Below are 18022 nucleotides of genomic sequence, written 5' to 3'. Positions count from 1 at the left end.
AGTAGGAGGAACATATGCGAAAAATAGTTGTTGGATCTAGACGTAGTAAATTGGCATTAACGCAAACAAATTGGGTAATTAATCAATTAAAATCCTTTGGTTTACCGTTCCAATTTGAAATCAAGGAAATTGTAACAAAAGGTGATCAGATTTTAGATGTTACTTTATCAAAAGTCGGAGGCAAAGGCTTGTTTGTAAAGGAAATTGAGCAAGCAATGATGAATGGTGAAATTGATATGGCTGTTCATAGTATGAAGGATATGCCGGGAATTTTGCCTGAGGGTTTAACAATAGGTTGCATTCCAAACCGTGAAGATCACCGCGATGTTCTTATCTCTAAAGATCATGTAAAGCTTTCAGAGTTGCCAAGTGGAGCAATTGTCGGAACAAGCAGCTTGAGACGAAGTGCGCAGCTTTTAATTGAAAGACCTGACCTTGAAATTAAATGGATTAGAGGAAACATAGATACTCGCTTAGAAAAGCTGAAAACAGAAGATTATGATGCCATTATTCTAGCTGCAGCAGGCCTGGCACGCATGGGCTGGAGTAAAGATGTTGTTACTGAATTCTTAGACCCGGAAATTTGCCTGCCAGCAGTAGGGCAAGGTGCCTTAGCCATTGAATGTCGTGCGGATGATCAAGAATTGTTAGATCTTCTTGCAAAATTCACTGATTTATCTACGAAATTAGCCGTTACTGCTGAGAGAACCTTCCTTACTAAAATGGAGGGTGGATGCCAAGTACCTATCGCTGGATTTGCAACAGTAAATGAAAAGGAAGAAATTGAATTTACAGGTCTTATTGCCTCACCTGACGGGAAAGAAGTGTATAAACAAAGGGTTACAGGAACAGACCCGGTAGAATTAGGGAGTAAAGTCGCGGAAACATTAACAAATCAAGGAGCTAAAGCCCTAATCGACCGGGTAAAAGAGGAGTTAGATCAATAATGGGAGAGATCCGTCCTTTACAAGGGAAACGGGTTTTGATTACTAGAGCAAAGTCTCAAGTAGAAGAATTTATTCAAAAAATTGAAGAAGAAGGCGGAGTTGGAATTTCAGCTCCGCTTCTAGAAATAAGACCAAAAAAATCGAGTGAATCTATTATTCACCAGACGCTGACAAGATTACATAAATTTGATTGCATTGTGTTTACGAGTGCAAATGGTGTTAAATACTTTAAAAAGTTCTTAGATCAATTTGGAATTCCTTATGAAACATTACAGCATATGATTGCCGCTTCTGTTGGAAGAAAAACAAGTAAGCAAATGGAGAAACTAAATCTCAATGTTTCTGTTATACCAGAAGAATTTGTGGCGGAAAAGCTGGCAGAAAGCATAGGGGAAAAGCTTTCTAAATCTTCGAAAATCCTAGTGATTCGAGGAAATCTATCAAGACCAATTCTGATAACAGAATTAAAAAAACAAGGTTTCAACACAGAAGATTTAATTGTCTATGAAACATTACATAATAAAAGAGAAGCTGCTAAGCTTATTTCATATCTCAAAGAAGATCAGCTAGACTACATAACCTTTACAAGCTCATCTACTGTTGACAGCTTTATGAAAGTACTACATAAATCAGAACTCATTCAGCATTTGAGTAAAGTTACTTTCATATGTATCGGCCCGATTACTAATAACACATTAAAAGAATATGGATTTACAGGTGTTATGCCTGTTTCCTATACAATTGATGACATGGTGAAGTTAATGGTTGAACTAGAACAAAACCGGGAGGATAATCAATGAATATTCAATTTACAAGACACCGCCGTTTACGTAACAGTAATAACCTAAGAGCAATGGTGAGAGAAACACATCTTCGCCCAGAGGACTTTATTTATCCAATTTTCGTTGTAGAAGGGGATAATAAGAAAAACGAAGTTCCATCAATGCCAGGTGTGTATCACTTGTCTTTAGATCTATTGAATCAGGAAATTGAAGAAGTTATTTCGTTAGGGGTTAAGTCTGTTATCTTATTTGGTGTTCCTGATGAAAAGGACGATGTAGGAACTCAAGCTTATCATGATAACGGAATTGTTCAACGTGCAACTAGACAGGTAAAAGAGTCCTTCCCTGAATTAGTCGTTGTTGCGGATACATGTCTTTGTCAATATACAGATCATGGACATTGTGGAATTGTTGAAAATGGACAAGTATTAAATGACCCTACCCTTGATTTGCTTGCACGTACCGCTATCAGTCAAGCAAAAGCAGGTGCAGATATTATTGCTCCTTCAAACATGATGGATGGCTTTGTAGCAGCAATTAGACATGGGTTAGATGAAGCTGGCTTTGAACATATTCCGGTTATGTCTTATGCAGTTAAATATGCAAGTGCTTTTTACGGACCGTTCCGAGATGCAGCGCACAGCACACCACAATTTGGTGACCGAAAAACATATCAAATGGATCCTGCTAATCGTGATGAAGCATTAAGAGAAGCTCAGTCAGATTTAGAAGAGGGTGCGGACTTTTTAATCGTAAAGCCAGCATTATCTTATTTAGATATTATCCGTGATGTGAAAAATCAATTTAACGTTCCTATTGTAGCTTATAATGTTAGCGGTGAGTATTCCATGATTAAAGCAGCTGCACAAAATGGATGGGTTGATGAAAAAGCATTGGTGATGGAAATGTTAGTCGGAATGAAACGTGCAGGTGTTGATTTAATTATTACATATTTTGCAAAAGACGCAGCACGGTGGATAAGGGAAGATCAATAAGGGAAAGCCTTTTACTTTACAAGAGGAAGGAAGAGGAATGAAAATGAATAGCTATCAAAAAAGCGAAAGTGCATTTCATGAAGCTCAATCATTAATGCCCGGTGGTGTTAATAGTCCTGTAAGAGCATTTAAATCTGTTGGAATGAATCCTATATTCATGGAACGAGGAAAAGGCTCAAAAATTTATGATATCGATGGAAACGAATATATTGACTATGTTCTTTCCTGGGGACCGCTTATTCATGGTCATTCAAACGATACTGTAGTTGAAGCGATTAAAAAAGTTGTAGAGTCAGGTACAAGCTTTGGTGCTCCTACTCTGATTGAAAACGAACTTGCAAAGCTTGTAATAGATCGTGTGCCTTCGATTGAAATCGTCCGTATGGTAAGCTCAGGAACGGAAGCAACGATGAGTGCATTACGATTAGCAAGGGGCTATACTGGACGAAATAAAATTATTAAGTTTGAGGGCTGCTACCATGGTCATGGTGATTCTTTACTGATTAAAGCAGGATCAGGAGTTGCAACGTTAGGATTACCAGATAGTCCTGGTGTACCTGAAGGAATTGCGAAAAATACAATTACCGTTCCGTACAATGATTTAGAAAGCATTCAATATGCATTTGAACAATTTGGAGAAGATATTGCAGGGATCATTGTAGAACCTGTAGCAGGGAACATGGGAGTTGTTCCACCTCAACCAGGTTTTCTTGAGGGATTACGAGCAATTACAGAACAATATGGTGCTTTATTAATCTTTGATGAGGTTATGACAGGGTTTCGTGTAGACTATGGCTGTGCTCAAGACTATTACGGTGTAACACCTGATTTAACATGCCTTGGCAAGGTAATCGGTGGAGGTTTACCTGTAGGAGCTTATGGTGGTAAAGCGGAAATTATGAAGCAAATTGCTCCAAGTGGACCAATTTATCAAGCAGGAACTTTATCAGGAAACCCACTCGCGATGACAGCGGGATATGAAACATTAAAACAGCTAACAAGAGATTCTTATAAGGAATTTATTCGTAAAGCAGATCGTCTTGAGGAAGGACTGTCAGCTGCTGCTAATGAGTATGAAATTCCGCATACAATCAATCGTGCCGGCTCTATGATTGGCTTTTTCTTTACTAATGAAGATGTAACAAATTACGAAAAAGCGAAAACATCAAATCTTGATTTCTTTGCCAGCTACTATCGTAGCATGGCAAATCAAGGAGTATTCCTTCCTCCATCACAATTTGAAGGATTATTCCTATCAACAGCACACACAGACGCGGACATTGATCATACAATAGAAGCTGCTAAGAAGGCATTTGCTGAATTAAAAAAATAATTAGAAAAAATCCATCACATTTGTGGTGGATTTTTTTGTTTTTTAAAATTTCATCATAAATTCCTCCTTTCACACATAAATCTGTAATGTCATAGTTATTTTGCTAGGTATTTGAAAGGAGGAAATATTTTTGTCACAACAACAACTACGTTTCTCAGTAGAAGAGTCTGTTTGGTTTCAAAAAGGACAGGAAGTATCTGAACTTTTATCTATTTCTTTAGATCCGGATATTGCCATTCATGAGCATGATCAGTACATTTCAATTCGTGGTGCCCTGCAGCTTACTGGGGAATATAAAATAGAAGCGGAAAGTTCTGAAGAGGAAACGTTCGAATATGCAAATGTACGTTATGTAAATGAGGTTGATACACGTGAAGATGGTGTGAGCGTCTTAAATCATCGTTTCCCTGTTGATATTACGATTCCTAGAAATCGAATTCAACAGCTAGACGAGGTGTATGTTTCGATCGAATCCTTTGATTATGATTTACCCGAACATGCTTGCTTAAAATTAATAGCTGATTTATCTATAAGCGGAATTTCGAATGGAGAGACAGCGGAAGAAGAAGAGGTGAGACCTGCAGAGGAACCTAAGGAAGAAGCATTTGAAGCTCTTTTCCGTGAAGAACAAAACACTGCAGAACATAATAATTCCGAGCCTGTTTCAAGCATAGAGCCTGCACCTTCACCTTTTTCTTCTTTCTATGAGGAAAGAAAGTTAGATGAAGAAGACGTGGACAAATTATCACCATCCTTCTCTGTCACGAAAGAACAGGATGTAGTTGAAGAGCGTGAGGAAGAAGTAGAAGAAGTAGAAGAAGTAGTGGTTGAAACGTCACCTGCTGAATACGATAAAGAAATTGTAGAGCCTGAACCGGCTGTTGAAGAAGAAGTTAATGTTGAGCAAGGACAAACTGAAGAAGAGGTTTATGATCCATTTGTTGTGGAAGTAAGAAGAGAAGAACCAACTCCAGAACCTAAAGAAGTACAATATTCCTTTTTCTCTAAAACCGAAGAAGAGCCAACAAATGTAGATGAAGATTTACAAAAGAAAGATGAAGTTGGTCGTGAAGAGGGAGAAACAAAGGATGCTCATTACTTAACAAGTTTATTTGCAAGAGACGAAGAAGAAGATTTCTCCAGAGTGAAAATGTGTATTGTTCAACAAGGAGATACACTTGAATTAATTAGTGAGAAATATGAAATTTCCATTCAACAAATTTTACGTGTAAATGAGTTTCATGCAGATCAAGATGTATATGAAGGACAAATTCTTTATATCCCTGCATACTCAACAAGTAAATAACATTTATTATTTATTTGAAAGACAAAGAACAGCATGGGGCATCTTTTTCCTCGGCTGTTTTTTTCAATTTTCTTTCTAAGGAGTAGAGGTGATATGATCTATGTCGATGCAGCTAAGCGAAGTAAGGCCTTTGTTAAAAAATTACGATTTACACCCTGAATATACAGAGGAAATCACCAAGAAAACAATTAAGGTATATACAGATACAGGTCCTTATGTATTAAAGAAATTATCAAGTGAATTTAATCCATATTTTGTTGATTCTATTCGAATCTTAAATGAACAAAAGTATTCAAATTATGTTCCCCTTTTAAGGAATAAACAGCAGCAGCTTATTTCTCAATATAATGGGGAGTACTATTACTTAATGCCGTGGCTTGTGAATGAACAAGAAGAAGAGCGTGATGCTCGTCATCAGCTTCTATTTAAAGAGGTAGCAAACCTTCACAAACGAACAGAAAAGAAAATATCACTTGATGGTCAAGAGGCAACAACTCATTATGAAAAACTAACGAATAAGTGGGATGAAGAAAAAGCACGTTTTGAAACATTTGTTGAACAATGTGAGAAAAAGATTTATTTATCTCCATTTGAGTTGCAAGCCGTTACTTACTATACTGAGGTATCAAGAGCCATTGAATTTTCTCGTAAAAAACTCGATGAGTGGTATGAGAAAATGACAGATAAAAAGTCTTCAAGAGTAGTGTTAACACATGGAAAAGTATCTGCACGCCACTTCTTATATGATGATGATGGTAATGGTTATTTATCAAACTTTGAGAAATCGTCTTATTCAAGTCCTATTGATGATTTTTTATTATTTTTGAATCGAACTGCGAGAACGTATCCAATTCAAAGTGATGATGTTGTGAATTGGTTTTATTCCTATCAAAAAGACTACCCATTTACAGAAGAGGAAATGCTTTTATTTATTGGGTATTTGGCTTATCCAGAGCGACTATGTCGATTCATTAAAAACTATTCAAAAAAAGGGAAAAAGAGCTCTGAGTTAGAAGCAAATAAACAGCTTGTGAGAGCTTATTGGCAATTTAAAAATATTGAGTACTTTGTAATGAAGGTTTCTGAAATAGAAAACAGAAAGAAAATGGAAGCAGAAGCAGCAGAGGCACAAACTGAATCTTAAAAAATGAAAAGGAATCGGACATTTCCGATTCCTTCTTTACTGTTAAATCCAATCATACCGTAGTGCAATGGCTAATCCGATTAAAATACCGAGCAAAAGAACATCAAATGTTGTAGGAAAGAAAACAGTTCGAATGCCCTGGAAGATAGTTAAAGGAATAATAATCTGTACGCCGACCGCCCGAATTTGTCTAAGCCATGGCGGGAGTGTGTAAGGGCTATACCGCCTCTTCATATGACAACTCCTCCTCGTTTAAGCTTTTCTATAAAACTACTCACATTTTCAGAAATAGCTCATATTATGTGTTTAAAATAAAGAAATGTTCGTGCAAAGGACCACTTAATGTAAAATATGCCAAGATTCTGTGATAGGTGCCTGTATGAAAGGGAAGAAATATGGGGAAAATATTGACGAAAAAAAGGATTGTTTAGTAATATAGAATAAGTTGTTAAAGTAAAAGTACATAATGATGAAACGTTGAATGGGAAGAGTACAATCGTCATCACTTTACAGAGAGAGAAATCATTGCTGGAAGATTTCTTAAGTAGAGGCATTGGAAGGTCGCCCAGGAGTTGCTTCTTTGAAATGTAGTAGGAGAAGCCGGTTGAAAGCCGTTAAATTGATGAGTGTGTAGACTGTATCTTTTTGCTATATTTTTAGTATTTATACGGTCTATAAAAAAAGGTGGTACCGCGAAATATTCTCCTTTCGTCCTTTTATGGATGGAAGGAGTTTTTTATTTTTAAAATTGGAAAATATGTGAAATGGTACCAAGTAATCTTTCACATGTACATAAAAAATGTAAAAGAAATTTAGGAGGAAATCAAATGGAAAACAATGAACAACAAGTTTCATTACCAACAAAATATGATCCAAATGCAATTGAAAAAAATCGCTATTCTTTTTGGCTAGAAGGAAAGTACTTTGAGGCAACAGGTGACGAAAAGAAACAACCTTATACAATTGTCATCCCACCGCCTAACGTAACAGGAAAGCTGCACTTAGGTCATGCTTGGGATACAACATTGCAAGACATTGTTACACGTATGAAAAGAATGCAAGGCTTTGATGTATTATGGCTTCCAGGTATGGACCATGCTGGGATTGCTACACAAGCAAAGGTAGAAGCAAAGTTAAAAGAAGAAGGAAAGTCCAGATATGATTTAGGAAGAGAAAAGTTCATTGAAGAAACTTGGAAATGGAAAGAAGAATATGCTGGTCATATTCGTGAGCAATGGGCAAAAGTGGGTCTTGGTCTTGATTATAGTCGTGAGCGATTTACTCTTGATGAAGGACTCTCAAAAGCAGTTCGTGAAGTATTCGTTACACTATATAATAAAGGCTTAATTTATCGTGGAGAATATATTATTAACTGGGATCCACAAACAAAAACAGCATTATCTGATATTGAAGTTATTTATAAAGATGTTCAAGGTGCCTTCTACCATATGCGTTATCCATTAGCAGACGGTTCAGGCTCTATTGAAATCGCAACAACTCGTCCGGAAACAATGCTAGGAGATACAGCTGTTGCTGTTCATCCGGAAGATGAGAGATATAAACATTTAATCGGCAAAAACGTTGTACTACCAATCGTAGGACGTGAAATTCCAATCGTTGGCGATGATTATGTTGATATGGAATTCGGTTCTGGTGCAGTAAAAATTACACCAGCACATGATCCTAATGATTTTGAAATCGGAAATCGTCATAACCTTGAACGTATTTTAGTTATGAATGAAGATGGAACAATGAATGACAAGGCAGGCGCTTATAAAGGCTTAGACCGTTTTGCATGCAGAAAGAAAATTGTAAAAGATCTTCAAGATTCAGGTGTACTTTTCAAAATTGAAGAGCATATGCATTCAGTTGGTCATAGTGAGCGAAGTGGTGCGGTTGTCGAGCCTTACCTTTCTACACAATGGTTTGTTAAAATGCAGCCACTTGCTGATGAAGCAATTAAGCTTCAAGAAGATGATGAGAAGGTAAACTTTGTTCCAGATCGTTTTGAGAAAACGTACTTACGTTGGATGGAAAATATTCGTGATTGGTGTATCTCTCGTCAGCTTTGGTGGGGACATAGAATACCTGCTTGGTACCATAAAGAAACTGGAGAGGTTTATGTAAACCAGGAAGCACCAGCTGATATTGAAAACTGGAATCAAGACAATGATGTGCTTGATACATGGTTCAGCTCAGCGCTATGGCCGTTCTCAACAATGGATTGGCCGGATACCGAGTCAGCTGACTTTAAACGTTACTATCCAACTGATGTACTTGTAACAGGTTATGACATTATCTTCTTCTGGGTATCTCGTATGATTTTCCAAGGCCTTGAATTTACAGGTAAACGTCCATTCAAGGATGTGTTAATCCATGGTCTTGTACGTGATGAGCAGGGACGTAAAATGAGTAAATCACTTGGTAATGGTGTTGATCCGATGGAAGTTATTGATCAATACGGTGCTGATTCATTACGTTTCTTCTTATCAACAGGAAGTTCACCGGGTCAGGATTTACGTTTCAGCTATGAAAAAGTTGAATCTACTTGGAATTTTGCTAATAAAATTTGGAACGCATCACGATTTGCGTTGATGAATATGGATGGCTTAACATATGAAGAAATTGATTTAACTGGTGAAAAATCTGTTGCTGATAAATGGATTTTAACTCGTTTAAATGAAACGATTGAAAATGTAACAAAGCTTGCTGATAAATATGAATTTGGTGAAGTTGGACGTCTTCTATATAATTTCATATGGGATGATTTCTGTGATTGGTATATTGAAATGGCGAAGCTCCCTCTATATGGAGAAGATGAATCAGCGAAGAAAACAACTCGTTCAATTCTTGCTTATGTGCTTGATAACACAATGAGATTGCTGCATCCATTTATGCCATTCATTACAGAAGAAATTTGGCAATCACTTCCTCATAAAGGTGAATCCATTACAGTTGCAGCTTGGCCGACTGTTAATGAACAATTAACAGACCGCGCGGCAGCAACAGAAATGAAGTTATTAGTTGAAGTGATACGTGCTGTTCGTAATATTCGTGCAGAGGTTAACACACCAATGAGCAAGCAAATTCCAATGAGAATAAAAGCAAAAGATCAAGATGTATTAAAACAGCTTGAAAACAACCGTGCTTATATTGAAAGATTCTGTAATACAAGTTCTCTAAGCATCTCAACAGAAGTTGATTCAACAGAAAAATCCATGAGTGCTGTTGTTACAGGTGCTGAAATTATTTTACCAATTGAAGGGTTAATTAATATTGAAGAAGAAATTAAACGCCTTGAAAAAGAACGTGAAAAGCTTGATAAAGAAGTAGAACGCGTTCAAAAGAAATTAGGCAATGAAGGCTTCTTAAAGAAAGCACCTGAGAAAGTCATTGAAGAGGAAAAAGCTAAAGAAAACGATTATAGAGAAAAACGTGATATTGTATTAGCCAGAATTCAAGAACTAAAGGGCTAAGAGATGAACTCGGGTGGTGCTAATTTTAGTTCCCCCGAGTTTTTAAATGGCTTGTTTTAAAGGGAGGATACCAATGTTTAACCGTTACGAGGATGCTGTGGATTGGATACATGGTCGATTAAAATTTGGAGTTAAACCTGGATTAAAAAGGATGGAATGGCTTTTAAAAGAACTGGGTCATCCTGAAATGAACATTCCTACCATTCATGTTGCTGGTACAAATGGTAAGGGATCAACAATTTCTTACATGCTTCACATACTCAAGGAAGCAGATTATAAAGTGGGTACTTTTACATCACCTTATATTGAAACATTTAATGAGCGGATCAGTGTTAATGGAGAGCCAATTTCTGATGTAGACATGTTAAATCTCGTAAATGAGGTAAAGCCATTTGTTGAGAAAATTGAACAAACTGACCTCGGTGGACCAACTGAATTTGAAATTATTACAACGATGATGTTCTTATACTTCGGTAAGTTGAATCAACCAGATATTCTGCTGCTGGAAACAGGCTTAGGAGGCCGACTGGATTCGACCAACATTATCAACCCGCTATTATCCATTATTACGAATGTTGGCTATGATCACATGAATATATTGGGGAATACAATTACTGAAATTGCTTCTGAAAAAGCAGGCATTATTAAACAAAATGTGCCGGTTCTAACAGCGGTAGAAAAAGATGAAGCACTTCAGGTAATAAAGAATAAAGCAAAGCAATTAGACGCAGAAAGTTTAAGTGTTGGTTCAGAAATTCACATTCTTGAACATTCCACCTATGAGCGAGGTGAAATATTTACTGTTGAAACAGAAGGCTATTTTTTTGAAAACCTTAAAATTCAGATGAGGGGACAGCATCAAACAAAAAATGCAGCATTAGCTGTTTCAGCCTTACATTATTTAAGGGAAAGTAACAAGTTAACAATCTCAGATGATCAAATCTATAAGGGTCTTTTAAGAGCAACGTGGAAAGGTAGATTTGAACAGGTTAATAGCAATCCCGTTATCATTGTCGATGGGGCTCATAATCATGAAGGAATTGAGAGTCTAATTGAGACTATAACGAGTCATTACTCGGACAAGAATATTCATATTTTATTTAGTGCACTTAAAGATAAAGAGTATGAGGAGATGATTGACCGCCTTAGTAGTATTGCTGCTACCATGCATTTTACGACTTTTGATTTTCCTAGGGCAGAAGTCGCGGAAAAACTTTACTCTGCTTGTAAACATGAAGAAAAGAGTTATTCTGAATCTTGGAAGGAAATGTTGGATCAATTGCTTCATTTATTCCAGGGAGAAAAGGAAGATATAATTATCGTTACAGGATCATTATATTTTATATCGGAAATAAGGAGCTATTTAATAAAAAAGAATCATAATAAAGGAACATAATGACTACGAAAACTAGTGTAAATATTTAGTGAAAAAAGTTTAGAAATATTCTTTAAATTTAGTATAATATAGGAATAAATACTTATTTTGTAAAGGAGGCTGATTGATGAATAAGAAGGTACAGGCTCTTATTTGGGCTACATGGATCATTTTATCCCCCATTTTACTATGGATTTCTTATCAAATGTCGCCTCCTACCATTAAAGGTCTAGAAATCGATCTTATTTCATTTCTAGTATTAATGTGTTTGGTTGCTTTCTTTCCAATTATAATTAATGATACACCAGTGTTTTATATTCAAGGTGTTTCACTTGTTGTTTTTCTTTATTTTGGATTGTTCGTTGAGATCATTTTCACTCAAATTGCAGTGATTGTCCTGTTAAGTAAGCTTCGATTAAGAAGAAAAGATCTGTATCGAGTGCCTCTTAATTCGTTGCTGTTTTTGTCAATCTCAATAATAGGCGCAATCGTTTACTATTTAGTAGGTGGAACACATGGGAGAAATGGATACAGTGCTCATTTTCTTTCTGCAATCATTGCTTATGAAGCAACTATATTCCTTTCAAATCAGCTGTTACTGAATGCAATTAAATCACTTTTGTTTAAGGAAAAGTTTGATATTCTAACAAAAAGCTTTCTATGGGAATTTGTTACTTCCATCATCGTGTTTCCATTTGCAGTAGCTTTATATTTTCTATATTTTGAAGTCGGGATTTCCTCCATTCTATTTATAGGTATTCCACTATTAACATTATCTATCATTCTGACTCTTTACTACAAAAGCAAGCAAATTAATCATTATTTGCAGCAAGCAAGTGAAATTGGTCACCAGTTAACAGAAAGGCTGCAAAAGAATGAAGTTCTCAATATATTTATTGAAAAGATTACGAAAATGATTCCTGTTGAAGCAGCTTATATTATAGATGTTTATGATCAAGAAAAGCTTAAAATTGTAAGAGAGTTTGAAAGTGGTTTTATTCAGCTAAAGCCAGAAACGAATAAATCAACTAAAAAAGGTATATCTGGATATGTGTACGCTATGAGAGAAAGTGTTCTTTTTCATTCTCGAGCGCAATGGAAAAATATACAGCATTCTCAACTCCCTGAGTCTGTTGAAAGTGTTATAGGAGTACCTGTGAAGAGAAATCAAGATTTGGTTGGAATCGTTATTTTAGCAAGCAACAAAAAGAGGGCATTTGATCGAACTCAGCTAATGTTAATTGACTTACTTTCAACATATCTCGGTGTTGCTATAGAAAATGCTAGAAACTATGAGAAAACAAAAAAACAAAGTGAGCACTGCGCTCTTACTGGATTATATAATTATCGCTTTATAGAAAATGAACTTCAGAAAGAATTTGAATTAATTAGCAGTCAGGAAAATAAATCCCTTTCTATTATTCTAATAGATTTAGATCATTTTAAGTCAGTAAATGATACATACGGGCATCATGCCGGCAATGAGGTTTTAATAGAATTGGCAAATAGAATTGTGGAGGCTGTAGGAGGAAATGGAACAGTTGCTAGGTATGGTGGAGAGGAATTTGTTGTTCTTCTGCCTGGTTATAGCAACAAAGACAGCCTGCAAATAGCTGAAGAGCTAAGACAAAAAATAGCTAATATACCATTTATCATTGAATCCACACTACAAAACTCAAATCATACACAAGCTCTTTTTGTAACAGCAAGCTTTGGTGTGGCGACAGCACCAAATGATGCAGATGATCCATTATCACTAATACGCCATGCAGACCGTGCGATGTATATAGGTGCAAAACGAGCTGGACGTAATAGGGTAGCTGGATATGTTAGCTAGCATTTACTTGTGAAGAAGAGAATATTTCCTGCGCAATAAACGTCTAATATTGTAGTATTTATGTAAAAATTATATGAAGCTATTATATTTGATTCTTTTGTCTGATATAATTGAACTATCTAACTACTATAGATCTTTCGTAGTAGGACATGTCGTGGGAGGTTACATATGTACAAATATTTTTTCGCAGTATTTATGATGGTTCTATTAATCGTTCAATCCATTGTCCCTTTTAATCAAGCGTCAGCTGTTGATGGCCTCTCGATAAATGCGACAGTTGGTGGACAGCAAACTTTGGAAATCGGTAGGGATGGTAAAGTAACAACTACAGTAACGTTTGATTTACTTCCCGGAGGAACGGCTCAAGCAAATGTACGTAAGCCGATGGATGTTGTCATTGTCTTTGATAAATCCGGTTCGATGTCAGAAGAAGTCAGTAAAGGAAAAACAAAACTTCAGTTAGCAAAAGAAGCTGTTCAAAAAGCAGTTGATACGTTTAAAACAAATTCTAAAAATGGTAATGATCGGTATGGGATTGTAGCCTTTGATTCAGATGTGAACTCCACATATACAATCAGTACCCTCCAATCAGATCCAAATAAAATTATAGATAAAATAAAAAATGCTCCTGCTGAGGGTGGGACAAATTACACAGATGCATTAAAGATAGCTGAAAATATCTTAAAAAACTCAACAAATAGAAGTGAACGTGATCAATACATTATTTTTATGACAGACGGAAAACCAACGAATTCATCCAAACAAGTTGCTGTTAATGGCAATTATTTTAGATTAATAGAGCATTCTGACTATTACTATTACTATGGTTATAAAAAATACTATGAAAAGTACTATGATGGGAAATTTGTTTCGATAGGAAATAACACTTATGTCATATCTGATTCAAAAGTAGCTATAAGTGGTACTAAAACGATGTATTATGATTCTAACGGCGATAGAAATACAATGGCAATAGAACATAATAATAACCTTTATTATCATTCACATTACAACCAGTCAGTGCCGAATGCAATCAAACAGCATGGACGAGAACAAGCCCAAAGTATAAACAATAACAAGATAACGCTTTTATCAATAGGTTTTGGAGATCGGGATCAGTTGGATATGAATTATTTAGCCGAATTATCTAGTATGTCTAATGGGAAAGCTGAAAGAGCAACAAGTGATAACCTCGTAAAGATGTTTGAAGATATTTCTACAAATATCTCTGCTGAATATCCATCTCTTTCAAACGGCTTTATACGGTTTAAGCTTCCAAGCGGTGTAACAGTTCAACAAACAGATGCAGTGTCCATCGTTGATGATTCTGTTATTATGAATTTAAAAGATATAAAGTATAATCCAAATCCACCTAATGCTGGTGACCGATCTCTGTATTATGAATTACCTGTAACATTTACAGCAACTGGGGATTATAATTTTTCATTTGATATCCTTTATAATTCAGGAAATGTCACGAAGAAAGGTATTCCTTTTACAGTGAAAGTTAAAGAGCGTAACATTCCATTAGAAAGTATTTCTTTTAATCCAAAGCAGAAAACAATTTATGTAGGTGAAAAATTTAAAGTAGAGGATTATCTCTCATTTGTACCTTTTGATGCGACAAATAAACTGATTGGAAATGTAACAACAGATTATAATGTTCCAATAATTATCGATAGAATTGGACATGAATGGTATATTACAGGCAAAGATATTGGATACACAGATATTAAAGCAATTGCTGATGAAAACTCAAATATCTCTGCGACTATGAGGGTTGTTGTTAAACGTAATACAGATTTTAGCGACGGTGGAGAAACAGGTGAAGATGACCAAGAAGGTGGCTCGGATCCAGGTGATGGTTCTGAGAATGGTGGTGGAAATACCTACGACAAAGAAAATAAATGGTAAGTAAAAAGGCAGATTCTTTTTGAATCTGCCTTTTTACTTAGGGTGAACTGCTTACTTCCCCATTTTCCACAATAACCTGATCATATAATAATTGATATTTATCTACTCTTGGCAATGAATTTAATCTGTCAGGATCTAAGAGAACCGATCTGTCGTGTTCTACGAAAAACCTTGATTCGCTATTTCTCTGTAAAATAACAGGATCTATAACACTTTTTAAATCGTTCGTTGTTTTAGAAAATGAGTTTTGTCTTATTGCATTAACAGTTAGCTTTTTATTTGCGAAAAGACCTCCATTAATTTTAAAAAGTGATGCAACACCATATAGGTCTGCTTCCGAGTCAGTATAGAAGAAAGCATCTAGAGGCTCAATGTCCTTATTGTTCGTGTTAAATTCATTTATTCGGTAAATTGATAAATTTCCTTTGGTTAACAAAAGGAGTTTAGAGCTTTGAGCATTATTTAAACGTTTAATATTTGTATTAGTAATGCTCGTTTTTCCCATTACATAAATAGTAGAGTTAAAATAAATATTGTCATCCTCTTCTACTTCTAGCTTATCGGGCTGGCTATTATCAAATTCATTTCCCTGTATAATTAAATTTCCTGTGACTATGATGTTCCCGGGGATTTCAGTATCTCTTGGAATTTGCAGATCTCCATCAATGATAAACCAGCTATTTTCAAGAAAATGATTACAACTATTTCCTTGTATAATATTTGAGTTGTAAATGTATGCTTGAGCTCTTTGGGCCCCTTGTGGAGAGGTTTCTTCACAATAATCAATTTGCTGAACTAAGCTATCGTTTTTAAGCTCATTGACAGCATTTGTCATAGAATAAGTTGAGGTAAAGTCACTGGCGGTGAATTTACTATTTCCAATAATATCATTAAATATTTGTGCCAATGTGCTTTCGAAATTTACACTAATAAAATCAGCTGTATCTTTTATAATAGTTGGCTTTGGCTCATCAAAGTGATCATTAATATTTTTAATAATAGATGGTGAGTCAGTTAGATTATTTATTTCTTCTCGATAGAATATGTTTCCTCCAGTCTGATCATTGTTAGGTAGTATTCGGGGTAACAAGGTCTCATTACTTCTCCGTAAGGAATCATCAGTGTCAGTGAACCATGCAAGATCGTCGGTAAAGATAAAACCGCTGTGTAAGTCTCCAACAATTTCAGTAGCTCCATTTAGGTATAATTTACCTTCAGGTCCTGAACCAATTGCGTATTTTAAGAAGCTAGGAGTTGGTGCCAAGTAGACGATTCGAGATACTTTTTTTATGATTTTTGCACGACCATCGGTATTTTCGTTAGTATAAGAGAAGCGAAAGATCCGGGTTAGGTGTTTTGATTTATTAATTGCACCAAATTCACCGTTGTCTGTAATATCTTCAATTTCAAGATTTTCCGAAAATTTATTTGTTAGATCTGTTCTTATTTCCAATAACAGTTCATTATCCAATTTACCACTTAATAAATTAGGCTCAGATAAATTTATATTACTTGAAACCTTTTGACTAAATACGGCAATGGCCTCATTTAGAGTTCGTGTTGCTTCAGCAGTTAACTCTATATCATCGATACGGACTCCAGTTCTCTGGTTACTATTAATAGATGCTGCAACGATCGTTAGCCCCAGCACCGTAAAGATTAAGGAGACGAGAAGGACGGTAAGAAGAGCTTGTCCTTTTTCATTATTCAATTTGTACACCTCCAGCGGTTAAAAACCGAATTTACTTTCAAGTTTAATAGGATCGACAGAGATGAGTTTGTCCTTTGTGAAACTTTTGTCTTGAAGATGAAGAAAAATTTGGATAAGGCCTTTTTCACATGTGTTAGGTTCGTTATCTTCATCAATACAATCAATAATCTCTAGTCGTGATCGTTCATTTTGATCGATTTCATCCCCAAGTAGCAGTTCATATTTTTTATTTAAAAGATTGCTTGTAGAAAGAACGGTTTCATCAGTACGTACTGTTAATTTTAGCTCGTTCTCCACTAGTGCAATTTCAATTATGTGTGTTGCATCAAGCTCTGTTGGCTCAATAACAGAAGGAAATTGCTCATTTGCTTTTAATTTTTTATCATGACTAATGGTTATACAGTTTTCAATACCATCACAAGGTTTGACCGAGTCGATTGGTGTTTCATACAATTCTTTAAGTATAGAAGCGACAATATGATCTGCTTCATCTTTTAACTGCATTTCGACTCCTACTTTTTCGTAAGTTTTGATTCCCATAATAAAAACATTATAAACAACAACCAAAATAATTGAAGAAATTAAGATGGTGGCCATTACTTCTAATAGGGACACACCTCTTTCTTCTTTAATGGCTTTAACGAAGTTTTTCATTTGTGATAAACCCCTCTAAGCTTGATTCGTTTCCTTCATCCCACTCAACTAAAATTTTCATTGGAATTAATGAAGTTTGAAGTGTGGAATCAGTATGTTTTTTTAGTTCTACACTTACATTCAATTGGCGATTATTTAAATTAGGACTAAAAGTAATGTAACATCTTTCTCGTTTCTTTTTTATTTCATCGCTATCACCATTAAACCATATAGGACAAACTTCATTAGTAATCATAACAGTTGACCCTTCTCCTTCATCTGTTAAAGCATCTACATAGTCTTTTTTTATCGTGTTAAAGCTTTGTTGTTCCATAAAATTCAACATATTTCTAGCAGCGTATACTCCTAAAGTATCGTTTTCGCTTTTTTGTGTGTATGTCATGGCCTGTGAAAAAAGTGCTAGCATACCTAAAGTTAAAATACTAAAAATAACTATAGACAATAATACTTCAATTAATGTAAAACCTTTGTTATAGGTGAAAAGTTTTACCAATTTGAATTTCATTCCAATCCCTTCTTTCAAATAGGTCGACTTTATTATACAATAA

At 35.5% G+C, this 18022-nt stretch carries 14 protein-coding genes and 1 other annotated feature; of the genes, 10 read left to right on the top strand and 4 right to left on the bottom strand.

The window, feature by feature from the left end:
- The first annotated feature begins 14 nt into the window (after window positions 1-14).
- The 6 genes from hemC (at window position 15) to ysxE (ending at window position 6507) form a co-directional block, all read left to right on the top strand.
- On the top strand, window positions 15-947 hold the full coding sequence (gene hemC / locus LPC09_RS18435; RefSeq protein ID WP_231307951.1) for a hydroxymethylbilane synthase: 933 nt from the start codon (window positions 15-17) through the stop codon (window positions 945-947).
- Complete coding sequence (locus LPC09_RS18430) at window positions 947-1747, top strand: uroporphyrinogen-III synthase (RefSeq protein WP_231307950.1); 801 nt, start codon at window positions 947-949, stop codon at window positions 1745-1747. The genes hemC and LPC09_RS18430 overlap by 1 nt, the downstream gene beginning before the upstream one ends.
- The gene (hemB, locus tag LPC09_RS18425; RefSeq protein WP_231307949.1) at window positions 1744-2724 is read left to right on the top strand and encodes a porphobilinogen synthase; all 981 of its coding nucleotides are present in this window, start codon (window positions 1744-1746) and stop codon (window positions 2722-2724) included. The genes LPC09_RS18430 and hemB overlap by 4 nt, the downstream gene beginning before the upstream one ends.
- Before the next feature lie 43 nt (window positions 2725-2767).
- The gene (gene hemL, locus LPC09_RS18420) at window positions 2768-4057 is read left to right on the top strand and encodes a glutamate-1-semialdehyde 2,1-aminomutase (RefSeq protein ID WP_231307948.1); all 1290 of its coding nucleotides are present in this window, start codon (window positions 2768-2770) and stop codon (window positions 4055-4057) included.
- 130 nt (window positions 4058-4187) lie between these two features.
- On the top strand, window positions 4188-5363 hold the full coding sequence (spoVID, locus tag LPC09_RS18415) for a stage VI sporulation protein D (RefSeq protein ID WP_231307947.1): 1176 nt from the start codon (window positions 4188-4190) through the stop codon (window positions 5361-5363).
- A gap of 100 nt (window positions 5364-5463) precedes the next feature.
- Window positions 5464-6507: a spore coat protein YsxE gene (gene ysxE / locus LPC09_RS18410; protein WP_231307946.1), complete on the top strand. Its 1044-nt coding sequence runs from the start codon at window positions 5464-5466 to the stop codon at window positions 6505-6507.
- A 42-nt stretch (window positions 6508-6549) separates the two neighbouring features.
- Here ysxE and LPC09_RS18405 read toward each other — a convergent pair whose 3' ends face one another.
- Complete coding sequence (locus tag LPC09_RS18405) at window positions 6550-6741, bottom strand: hypothetical protein (RefSeq protein ID WP_098795912.1); 192 nt, start codon at window positions 6739-6741, stop codon at window positions 6550-6552.
- A 234-nt stretch (window positions 6742-6975) separates the two neighbouring features.
- Window positions 6976-7226: a binding site (T-box leader), on the top strand.
- 108 nt (window positions 7227-7334) lie between these two features.
- Here LPC09_RS18405 and LPC09_RS18400 point away from each other — a divergent pair.
- The 4 genes from LPC09_RS18400 to LPC09_RS18385 all read left to right on the top strand — a co-directional run bounded on the left by LPC09_RS18400 (window position 7335) and on the right by LPC09_RS18385 (window position 15109).
- The gene (locus LPC09_RS18400) at window positions 7335-9983 is read left to right on the top strand and encodes a valine--tRNA ligase (RefSeq protein ID WP_098795913.1); all 2649 of its coding nucleotides are present in this window, start codon (window positions 7335-7337) and stop codon (window positions 9981-9983) included.
- Between the two features lie 73 nt (window positions 9984-10056).
- A complete protein-coding gene (locus LPC09_RS18395) occupies window positions 10057-11379 on the top strand; it encodes a bifunctional folylpolyglutamate synthase/dihydrofolate synthase (RefSeq protein WP_098795914.1) in 1323 nt (440 codons plus the stop codon).
- Window positions 11380-11485: 106 nt separating this feature from the next.
- Window positions 11486-13195, top strand: a complete 1710-nt coding sequence (locus LPC09_RS18390) for a sensor domain-containing diguanylate cyclase (RefSeq protein ID WP_231307945.1) — start codon at window positions 11486-11488, stop codon at window positions 13193-13195.
- A 168-nt stretch (window positions 13196-13363) separates the two neighbouring features.
- Window positions 13364-15109: a vWA domain-containing protein gene (locus LPC09_RS18385; protein WP_098795916.1), complete on the top strand. Its 1746-nt coding sequence runs from the start codon at window positions 13364-13366 to the stop codon at window positions 15107-15109.
- A 37-nt stretch (window positions 15110-15146) separates the two neighbouring features.
- On the opposite strand, the gene LPC09_RS18380 is transcribed toward LPC09_RS18385, so the two are convergent.
- From LPC09_RS18380 to LPC09_RS18370, 3 genes are read right to left on the bottom strand one after another with little or no spacing between them, the layout of a single operon-like run.
- Entirely contained in the window at window positions 15147-16820 is a 1674-nt protein-coding gene (locus tag LPC09_RS18380; RefSeq protein WP_098795917.1) for a hypothetical protein, read from the bottom strand.
- An 18-nt stretch (window positions 16821-16838) separates the two neighbouring features.
- Window positions 16839-17474, bottom strand: coding sequence for a PulJ/GspJ family protein (locus LPC09_RS18375; protein ID WP_098795918.1), 636 nt, complete (start codon window positions 17472-17474; stop codon window positions 16839-16841).
- The gene (locus tag LPC09_RS18370) at window positions 17458-17979 is read right to left on the bottom strand and encodes a type IV pilus modification PilV family protein (RefSeq protein WP_176550998.1); all 522 of its coding nucleotides are present in this window, start codon (window positions 17977-17979) and stop codon (window positions 17458-17460) included. The genes LPC09_RS18375 and LPC09_RS18370 overlap by 17 nt, the downstream gene beginning before the upstream one ends.
- Between the last annotated feature and the right edge of the window lie 43 nt (window positions 17980-18022).

The organism is Metabacillus sp. B2-18 (assembly GCF_021117275.1).
GTDB lineage: Bacteria > Bacillota > Bacilli > Bacillales > Bacillaceae > Metabacillus.
The sequence above is the reverse complement of the archived record's forward strand: the minus strand, read 5'-3'. Positions and strand labels throughout refer to the sequence as shown.